Annotated in this window: 1 protein-coding gene and 1 pseudogene; one reads left to right on the top strand and one right to left on the bottom strand. The window is 75.6% G+C overall.

All coding sequences use genetic code 11. The features are described 5' to 3' along the window. Positions 1 to 770 precede the first annotated feature (770 nt). The gene (locus tag NT8_RS24465; RefSeq protein ID WP_169805257.1) at positions 771 to 1,418 is read left to right on the top strand and encodes a sugar phosphate isomerase family; all 648 of its coding nucleotides are present in this window, start codon (positions 771 to 773) and stop codon (positions 1,416 to 1,418) included. Between the two features lie 85 nt (positions 1,419 to 1,503). Here the strand turns inward: NT8_RS24465 and NT8_RS30080 are convergent. Continuing rightward, positions 1,504 to 10,337 (bottom strand): annotated as a pseudogene (locus tag NT8_RS30080) (hypothetical protein); the annotation flags it as partial.

The raw sequence follows: 10,337 nt of genomic DNA, 5'->3' as shown, positions 1-10,337 counted from the left end.
GGGGTCCGGGCCTCCCTCCATCGTCGACACCGCGCGGGGCCACAAGGGGTGCGAGCTGCCCCGGGCACACCACTCACCAGAGAGAAGCCGACATTAACACCGTTACCGGGCGCTGTGGAAGTGCTTGGCTATCGTTCGCCGAGTGTGTGGCTTTGCGTCGCCTGGGTTGCGTTCAGCTGTACCACAGCGATGGTACGTCCGCTCGGCGGCGCCCGCATCCCCGTCCTGTGCGCGTCCTCGCCCGGACGCGCCATCGGCGCCGCCGGGCCCCGGGGGCGCGAACGGGCAGTCCCCCGGCGGAGCCGTCCGGTCGGCGGCGCGGGCGCAGGTGCCCGGGGTGAGCGGCCGTCCCCCGGACCGCGCGGCGGGGGAGTTTATGTCGGACGGCGGGTTCTGGCCAGACCATTCCGCCGACCGTTATGCCATTGACGTTGGATCAATTCATGACGGTGAGCGAAAGTCCCCACCGGTGGCCGGGCGGCCCGCCCCGGTGCCCGCGCGGCCGGCCCCTCGGCGAGGGGGCGACGCCGGGTCCGGCCTCGGGGAGGCCGCGTGCGCGGAGGTGAGGGGCGTGTCCGGGTCACAGGCGAGTGCCGACTCGGCCTCGTCTCGGCTTTTCGCTACGCGTTTGCGTTTGCGTATATTGTGCGTCAATTGTCACCCGTGGTAGTGCTTATTCACCGAGCCCCCGCCGACCGGTTATGCCGCTCGATGGCATCGGGGTGCTCCGGACGACCGTTGGCCGCGCCCGGACGAGAGAGGTGACCGTGGTGCCCGGACGTACGAACGCCGCCGCGGGGAAGACGCGCGAAGCGCCGCAGGGCCGCACCGCGAGGACGGCGGCGGAGCCCCCGCAGGCCGCGCCGCACGAGGACACCGCCCGCGCCGAGCAGCGCATCGCGGCGGCCGCCGTCGCCGAAGTGCCCCAGCGCGGGGTCGTGCTGCTCGACGCCCACCCGCTCACCGAGCACCTCGCCGACGCGCTCCCCGAGGGCCGCGACCTCACCGTGGTCACCAACTCCATGGACATCGCGGTGCGGCTGATGGCACGCGAGGACGTCACGCTCCTGCTCATCGGCGGCCGCATCCGCTCGGGGGCGACCGCGACGGTCCAGGGCGGCTCCAGCATGCCCGGTCTGGAGGGCCTGCACATCGACGTCGCGTTCCTGGCGGCGGCGGGGGTGGACGCCCGGCGCGGGCTCACCGCCGACGACCCCGTCGAGGCGGCCGCCAAGCGGATGATGATGCGCGCCGCCGACCGGGTGGTGGTCCTGGCGTACGGCGCGTCCGTCGGGCACGTCGCCCTGGCGCGCTACGGCACCCTCCGCGACGTCGACTGCCTGATCACCGACTCGACCTGCGACCCCCTCGCGGGGGACCGCGCGGCCGTCGCGATCTCGCGGGTGACCCGCGTCTGACGCCCGTCCCCGCCTGCCGGGCCGCTCCGCCGGGTGACCGCCGCGCCCCGGTGCGGCGGCCCGGCGCGGACGCGGCGGACGCGCGTCACGGCGCCGTTCCGGTGAGCACGTCGACGCTGCCGGCCGCGTGTCGCCGCAGCAGGGCGAGCCGCAGCATGACGGCGTCGAACCACGCCTCCCGGCCGAGCCGGGCGAACTCGGCGCGCATCGGGAGTAGCCGGTCCTCCAGCCAGGCCACGTCGGCCGGGGTGAGCGGGTTGGGGACCCACCCGCCGGCGGTGGCGTCGTAGAAGGCGTCCAGGCCCTCTGCGGGGGGCGGCCCGGCGAGGCCGGTGGGGTCGTCGGAGGCGCCACCGGTGCCGGACATCCCGGGGCCCAGGTCGCCGCCGTCGCCCGTGGGGACGCCGCCGGTGAGGAGGACGTCCAGGACGCCGCGCCGCCGTGCGCCCGGGGTGTCGGCGGCGCGGCCCCGGGGGCCGATGGCGGTGCCGGCGCCGATGGCGCGGCCGACCAGGTCGGCGAGGTGGTCGGCGTCGGCGCGCTCGCGGGCGGTGCTCTGCGCATCGCGCACGGTCTCGGGACCGCTCTCGGTGTCGGCGGTCTCGTCCGCGCTCGCGGTGGGGTGACCGCCCGGGGTCGCGGTGGGGGTCCGCGACTGTGTCCCGGTCTCGAAGTCGGCGGTGCCGCCGGTCTGCTCCGCGTTCGCGGTCGGGAGGCGGCCCGGGGTCGCGGTGGGGGTCCGCGACGGCGTCCCGCTCTCGGGCGCGGTCCCCGCCGGTGCGTCCTCGGGCCCCATGGCGCCGTTCGGCGCGGTGGACGGCCCCGGGGCGGTCCCGGGGTTGAGCACGTCGTTGAACAGCTGCGAGAAGCCACCGCCCGGCGGAACCTCCCAGCTCGGCGGCGCCCCCGACGCCCCGCCACCCCCGAGGCCGCCGGCGGCGGACGCCGCGTCCGTCGATCCGCCGGCCGTCGACCACGTGAACGCGGGCCGCCGCGACGGGGAGTCGGCCTCGTCGGACCCCGAGGGCACCGGGCTCGGCACGCGCGGCGGGGTCTCGAACGAGAACACCCGCTCGGGGGTCATGCCGCCCGCTGCGCTCTGCCGCCGCCATTGCGGGGGAGAGGGCGCCACACCCGTGCGGGACCGGTACGTGGACGGCGCGGACGCGCTCCGCCGCGGTGACCAGGGCGACGCGGAGGACGCGCCGGAACGGGTCCCGGAAAAGGTGTCCAGCTCGTAGTCGGAGGCGTCCTCCTCGATGTTCGGGAGGGCGGTGCGCCGCTGCCGGCTGAGGCTGGGGCCCCGGCTGACCGGCCAGAGGGGGAACGGGCGCGGCGCGGGGCGGTTCCCCGGCTCGTCCCGCACGGTGTCGGCGGACTCGGGCGCGGGTGCCGGGACGGTCCGCCCGTCCTGCTGCCCGGCGGGGGCGGGGGCCCGGTCGGCGGCGTCCTCGCCCGCGGGCTCGACGGGCTGCTGCGGCCGCTCGCCGCGGCCGCCGCCCAGCCGGTGCAGGGTGTCGCGCATCCAGTTCGCCGCCTGGATCCAGTCGGCCACGCGCTGCCGGTACTCCTCGACCGTCCGGTTGTACTCGTGCTCCAGGATCTGGTGGCGGATATGGGCCTCGCTGTCCACGCCGTCGCGGACGGCCTCCGACGCGGCGCGGGTGAGCGGCTGGCGCGCCTCCAGCAGCTCGTCGTCGGCGATGCTCAGGGCGTCCATGTAGCGCAGCAGCGCCCGGCGCTCCGCCTCGGTGCCGTCGGCGAGGTCCTGCCCGAAGAAGCCCATGCGGATGGCGTCCTGCTGCGACACCCAGCCCGCGACCCGGGTGCGCGTGGTCCCGGCGAAGCCGCTGGGGAGGTCGCCGCCGCCGAACCGCTTGGTGTGCTCGGTGCCCAGGGCCCAGTCGACGTCGAACTCCATCAGGTACAGCGGTTCGTCGCGGTTGCGCTTGGCGGAGGACGGCCCCTTCGCGGTGAAGACGGGGTTGTCGAGCCCGCCCGCCTGGGTGAGGGAGCCGGCTTCGAGGGAGTTGTACTCCACCGCCTCGCGCCGGAAGCCGTCGCCGCGGTCGGCGGAGATGGTCGCAGCAAGCGAGGGGCCGCCGCCGTTGTTGAGCGCGGAGGTGTGCGTGCCGGAGCTGGCGTTGGCGTGCTCCTCCGACGCCGAGTCGTAGATCGACCCGGTCGGCGCGATGTCCAGGACGCGGGCGGTCCCGGCGACGGGACGCGCCTTGAGGGCCCAGGAGACGCGGCCGACGTCGGGCGGCCGGAAGCCGTTCGCGGAGCCGGTCGCGTCGTTCCACCCCGACATCAGCGCGACCTCGGTCAGGTTGTTGTCGACGCCGTCGAAGTAGGCGTCGCGGCCGATCTCGGCATCGAGGTAGGCCTGCGCGGCCGCCACACCGGCGGCGGTGTAGCGGGTGCCGTCGACGTGGCCGCGGCCGGGCTTCCACCCCAGCTCCGTCGCCAGGCCGACGTGGACGAGGTCGCGGACGGCCTGGCCCTTGTCCTGGATCGCCTCCAGGAAGAGGAACGCGTCCTCGGCGGTCACCGTGCCCGCGGGCCGCCACCGCCGCCACTCCGCCATGGGGCTGCGGCCCTCCTGCGGGGTGATGCGGTCGGGGCGGTGCACGGGGGCGTTCGGCGGTCCCGTCCGCTCGCGGGGGTCCGCGCCGCCCTCGGCCGGCGCCTGTCCCGCCGGGTCCGTCTCCGTCGGGACCTGCCCCGCCGGGCCCGTCTCCGTGTCGCCGCCGGTGCGCGGCGCGGTGAACTCCAGGTAGTGGGTCGGGTAGGTGGCGTACATCCGCCCGCCGTCCTCGGTGGCGGTCAGTCCGCTGTGCCGCAGGTCCGAGCGCACCTGGGTCAGCGTGGCCGGCCCGTGGCCGGTGAACCGCAGGTCCAGCGTGATCTCGGTCCGGTGGCTCAGCTCCGCGTAGGGCGTGGCGATGGAGAGCTGGACGGAGCGGCCCTTGGCGTCGGAGACGTTGCGGCCGGCCCCCTCCGTCGAGGAGACCGAGTTCTCGTGCACCGTGCTGTAGGGCGTGGGCGCCGCATGGTGCGCCGGCTGCTCGGCGCCGCCGGTGTCCGGGTTCTGCGTCGGCTGCATCAGGGAGTTGCCGCTGACGCCGGCGGCGTTCTGCCGGCTCGACCCCGCCCCGTGGCTGCCGGTGAACTTCAGGCCGTGCTTGCGCCGCAGCTCCGTCTCCCCGCCGAAGAACTCCACGCGGCCGTCGCTGCGGTCCACCCGCACGTCGAGCACCGCGTCGACCGCCGGGGCCAAGCCGCGCGGGGCGATGTGCGCGATGTCGGTGCGCCGCACCTTCACCGGGATCGGCACCCGGGAGTTCGCGTGGCGCGCCAGCTCCGTCTCCAGCGCCTGGCGGAGCTTGTCGCGGCTGTTGCGGGTGAGTTCGAGGTGGTTGGCGCGCAGGTCGCGCACCAGCGCCGCCATGGCGGGGCCCGCGTCCGGCAGGCCCTGGACCGTGCCCAGCTCCTCGAACATGGGGCGGACCCGGACCGTCGACGCGGGCGGGGCCGGCGGGTCCAGCGGCCGCGTGGTCAGCGTGTCGCCGTCACGCGACAGGCCGTCCTTGAGCAGGCGGGCGGCTATGGCGTCCCAGGCGTGCAGGAAGCCGGAGAAGAGGTCGGTGGAGTCGGCGCGCCATCCGGCGTACCTGCGGGCCCGGTTGATCGTCGGCCCGATGCTCCAGTTGCGGGCGAACTCCGTGGCCTGCCGGATGGTGCCGGCGGCCCGGAAGAGGTAGGCGCGCTTGCTGCTGGGCAGCATCGTCGTGGTGTCGGAGTAGGTCACCGCGGCGCCGCTGGTCCTGGTGCTGAGGTTCCACGTCCGCTCCGCGAAGGGGCCCGACGACCACGTCGGGGTCATGTCCTGGCCGGCGGCCGGCGGGCCGGGCGGCTGGGTGGCCTCGCCGGTCTGCCCGGTCGGCGCCTGCCCGGCGGGCGTGGTCGTGTTGAGGAGGTTGAGCCGGGTCTGCGCCTGCAGGCCGACGGTGACGGAGTAGGTCCGCGACCGGCCGTTGGACTGGTCCAGCGGTGAGGAGCCGTCCTCGGTGATCACCTCCGCGTCGACCGGCTCCAGGGTGACGTCGGTCGCCTCCGCGCGGGTGTCGGTGGTGGTGCGCAGGTTGTGCGGCGAGCGCAGCCGGGTGCTCAGGTCCAGGCTGGTGCGGATGCCGTCCAGCAGGTGCGCGGCCAGGTTGGCGGGCGAGGCGTAGTTGGGGAAGAAGTGCCGCCCGCCCTCGCTGTCGCGCACGAGGTGGTCGACCTTGTGCACGTAGCCGTTGCGCCGGCCGAAGAAGCGCGCGCCGACGCCGTGCCGGGAGAACGTCCGGTAGGTCGCCTCGGCGGTGCCGATCTCCCGCCCGCCGACCGAGTAGCGCTGGTTGACGGAGGTGATGGCGGCGCCGGACCGGCGCAGCCGGTCGCCGATGGTGGCCCCCCGCTCGTCGGCGCCCCGCTCCCCGGTACGGGTCCCGTCCGGGGCGCCGCCCGGGCGGTCCCAGCTCTCGATCAGGTCCCGGGCCTCGTCCCTGCTCATCGGGGTGAGTTCCGGAGCGGGCCGCCCGCTGCCGGGGTAGCCGATGGTGGTGCCCTCGGGCAGCCGGGGGGTCGCGAACTCGAAGCGCACCGGCACGGGCGCGCCCAGCGGCTTGCCGCGCAGCTCCCCGCCGCCCCGAAGTTGCTTGTCGGAGGAGTCCTGCCCGATGTCGTCGCCGGTGTAGGCGCGGACGTGGATGCGCCGCTGCTCGGTCCACAGGTCGGAGCCGCCCTGGAACAGCAGGGTGCTGGTGCTGGAGTCCGACGACGACTGGGTGTGGGTCCTGTTCCTGAGGTAGCCGAACGCCGCGCGCAGCCGGGGGTAGAGGCCGGCCTCGCGGCGGCCGTGGGCGTCGGGGTCGCCCTGCATGAAGTTCCCGGCCACGTTGGGCTGGATCTGCCCGCTGACCGCGCTGCCGCGGAACGACCCCAGGCTGGAGCCGCCCCGGGCCTCGACACCGACGCCCCGGGAGGTCTCACCGGAGTGCTGCGGGGCGTCGCGGTCGGCGAAGACGCGGATCGCCTTGATGTTGTACTCGAACGTCGCCGACTCGTTCAGCGCGATCAGGATGCCGTCGTTGCCGAGGTCGTCGTCGTTGGCCTTCAGCCCGGCGTCGGACAGGGCGTTGATGATCTTCTGCGTGTTCTCCTGCGCGGCGGTGAAGGAGCGGCGCAGCGGCCGCTTCTCGCGCGGCGACCTGCGGAAGTAGTTCTTGCCCTCGTTGCCGGGGCGGACGGTGTAGTCGCTCTTGGAGCGCTGGTAGTCGGGGATGACCAGGCCGGGGTACTTCCGGGAGACCTCGTGCAGCACGTGCCGCGCCAGGCTCTCGGACACGGTCATGGGGCGTCCGCCGTCGTCGGGGCGCTGGTAGAAGGAGCCGTCCGGGAAGGTGTAGGAGACCGGGTTGCGGAACGTCGGCGGGGTGCGCCGCGCGGCGGCCGTGCCGGTGGTGCCCTCGTCCTCCGCGGTTGTCGTGGCGGTGGTGGCCTCCTGCTCCGCGCCGGTCGTGGCGGTGGGGTCCCCGGCCGGGCGCTCCGTTGACGGGCGCACGCGGTCGCCCTCGGTCGCCGTGGCGGGCGCCGCCTCGGCGGCCGTCTCCGTTCCGGTGGTGGTGGTCGGGATCGTGGTGGTCGCCCCCGTGGTGCCCGCCACGCCGGTGGTGCCCTCGCCGGTGGTGTCCACGGCGGTGGTGCCGTCGCCGCCGGTGTCCTGCTCGACGGGCGCCGTCGCGGTGGCGTCCGCCGGGTCGACGGCGGTCTCCCCGGCCTCCGCCGGCAGCGGACGCACCGGGCGGACGTTCTCCGCCGATTTCAGCTCGTTGGCGTTCTCGACCGTCGCCATCTCCAAGGTGGTCCCGGTGAACCGGTGGACCGTGTCCTCGCCGTCGAACTGCACGTAGTAGGTGCGCTGCACCTGGTAGACGACCGTGTCCGGACGCCCCCAGTACAGGGAGGTGAGCGACCCCGACTGCGCGCGGCTGTCACCGCGCTGCCGGGAGAACTGCCCCGAGAAGTCGATGACGGCGGCGACGCGGCCCACGATCCAGTCCAGGGTGGCGATCGCGACGTCCAGACCGCCGCCGATCAGGAAGCGGAGGAAGTCGGCCTGCGACTTGGCCGTCGCCACGCCCTTCGCCGACGACGTCTGCGACCTCAGGTCGTTGATGTCGGGCGGGTTGGGCTGCAACCGGAACTCGGTGGGGAACGAGCGCACGTACATGACGCGCTCCCGGCCGTAGCGGTCGGCGACCCGAAGGGGGAGGACACCGCTCGTCGTCGTCGCCAGGTTGTCGCGGAACATGTCGTTGGACAGCGTGTTCCGGTTGTCCTCGTCGTACTGGTCGGCGAGTTCCCGCCGGGTCGAGGGGAGGCGGAACCGGTCGCGCTTGGGCCGGTCCAGCGCCAGGTGCGCGTTGGCCCAGTCGGCGAGCCTCTGGTGGGCGTGCGGATCGTCGGCGGTGGTCTCCCCGTCCGAGGCGTGGCGGATGTCGCCGACCAGGATGGGGTGGGTCTCGACCACGCGGCGGAACCCGCCGCCCGGCAGGTCGTGGGTGCGCGGGTCGAAGCCCTCGGCGGCGGGGTCGGCGAACCGGATGCTCGTGGGCGCGTTCGACGGGTTCTCCCGCACGCCGCTCGGGATGTGCACGTCGACGCCGATCTCCTGCCCGCCCAGCACGACCTCCCGCCCGCCGGGCGGCGTCACCTGGACGAACAGCCCCGCCGAGGAGCTGTAGGTGTGCAGCGGGCCCTTCAGCTCCGCGGTCGTCGTGATCGCGCTGGAACCGCTCGCCGTGAACGTGTTGAGGCGGGTGCGCCACCCGCCGGAGAGGCGGCCGGTCAGGCGCGCGCCCAGGGAGCCGACGTTGATCGGGCTGATGGTGAACGGCGTGACGTGGATGGCCACGGAGACCGATTTGGTCCCCCCGCTGTAGCCGCTCGCCTGGTTGGTGACGCCCGCCCCCGAGGACTCCGCGATCCGGTTCTTCGACTTGGCGTCGCGGACGTCGTTCGCGCTGGGGGTGTGCGTGGCGGTGTAGCGGCGCTGGGTGTCCAAGGTGACCTTGACCGTCCACTCGCCGCCCTCGCCGGGCACCCGCGCGGTGAACTGCTTGGGCGCGAACACCTTGCGCATGTCGTTGCGGGCCTGCCGGTCGATCTCCCGCTGGATGGCCTCGGCGGGGGCGCGACCGCCGAAGTCGTGGCCGTCGACGACCTGCCGGACCTGCGTGCCGAGGCCCTCGGCGTAGATCGCGTGCGAGCCGAGCAGGCTGGACGGCAGCAGGTAGTCCAGGTCGTAGCCCCCGGCCGCCGGGTCCTCCGCGCCCGGGGTCCGGGGGGAGCGCCGCGACGCCCGCACCGGCGGCCCCGTCTCGGCGCGCGACGGCGTCTCGCGGGTGTCCGGGGTCTCCGGGGTCTCTCGGGTGTCCTGGTTCCCCGGGCCCTCCTGGTCGCCCCGGGTCTCCCAGGACTCCCGGCCTTCCCGGGTCTCCCGGGACACCTGAGCGTCCTGGTTCCCCCGGGTCTCCCACTGCCCCTGGATCTCCCACGGCTCCCGGCCGTCGCCGCGCCGCGTGCCGGCCGGTGCCGTCGCCTCCCGGCCATGGCCGTGCCCGTCCTCGGGCCGGCCGTCCGTCCGGCCCGGGTCGCGGCCGTCCCGCCCGATCACCGGGCCGTCCTCCGAGGCGGAAGGCGCGCCGTCCGGGTCCGAGGAGAACTCCAGGGAGGACACGGGGGCGCCGCGCCGCCGCCGCAGCCGGATGATCCGCGGCCCGATGTGCTCGGAGTCCGGCCCGGAGCCCGCGCCGACGTCCCGGTCGGTGAGGTCGAATCCGTCCGTGACCGTCCCGGTGACGGAGGGGGAGAACAGGGGCGCGGACCGGCGGGACCGGTCGCCGGCCCCGGTCTCCCCGTCCTCGGCGGGGGCGGTCGGCGGGGCTCCGTCGGCCGGCGCGGGCGGGGCGCTGGTGGTGTCGGTAGTGGTGCCGGCGCCGGCGGCCACCGCCGTGGCGCCGGCCGCGCTCGCGGTGACGCTCGGGGCGGGCGGGGAGGAGCCGTCGGGCCGGTCGGCCTCCTCGTGGTCCGGACGGAACGTGGCCGGCGTCCTCTCCCCGGTCGCCGCGAAGTGGGCGGCGGCCGCCTTGGCGTCGCGCGCCGCCCGGTCGGCGCGGTCCGCCGCCGTCCGGGCGGTCTCCGCCCGCTCCGCTGTGGCCCCGGCGCGGCCTTCGGCCTCCCGGGCGATCGCGTCGAGCCGGTCCAGAGCCCGGTCCACGGACCGCTGGGCGGTGGACCGTCGCGCCTCCAGGGCGTCCAGCCGCTCCAGCGCGGTGTCCCGGATGCCGTCGATCCGCTGCCGGAGGAGCGCGGCCCCGTCGCGGTCGAGGCGCACGGGTCCCTGCTCACCGGAGGCGCGGTCGTCGGCACCGGCGGGGCCGCGCCGGTGCTCGGCGGCCTGGCGCCGGAAGGCGTCCACCACGCCGGCCGCCGCCTGCGGGTCCGGCCATCCCCGCGCCGCCCCGTACGCCTCGATGTCGTCCGCCAGCCGGTCCAGCCGGGCGGCGCGGGCGCCGGGATCGGCCGCACGCGGCCCGGTCGGCCGCCCGTCCTCCGCCGGGAGGAGGCCCGGCAGGTCGTCCATTGTCGCGGTCGCCGCGGTGGAGACCTGCCGGATCTCCAGCTCCAGCCGCTTGGCGTCGGCGATGGCGTCGACGGCCGCCTGCTCCGGGCCGTGGTCCTCGGTGCCGCCGACTCCGGCGGGGGTGGTCCCGGACCACTCCTCGGCGGGGCGCCGACCCTGTGCGCGGGCACCGTTGTAGGCGGCGCGCGCGTGGCGGGCGGCCGCCCCCGCCGACCGGGCCTCTTCGG

Source organism: Nocardiopsis trehalosi NBRC 14201, from assembly GCF_001552555.1.
Lineage (GTDB): Bacteria > Actinomycetota > Actinomycetes > Streptosporangiales > Streptosporangiaceae > Nocardiopsis_B > Nocardiopsis_B trehalosi.
This window is presented reverse-complemented; position numbering and strand designations above follow the sequence as displayed.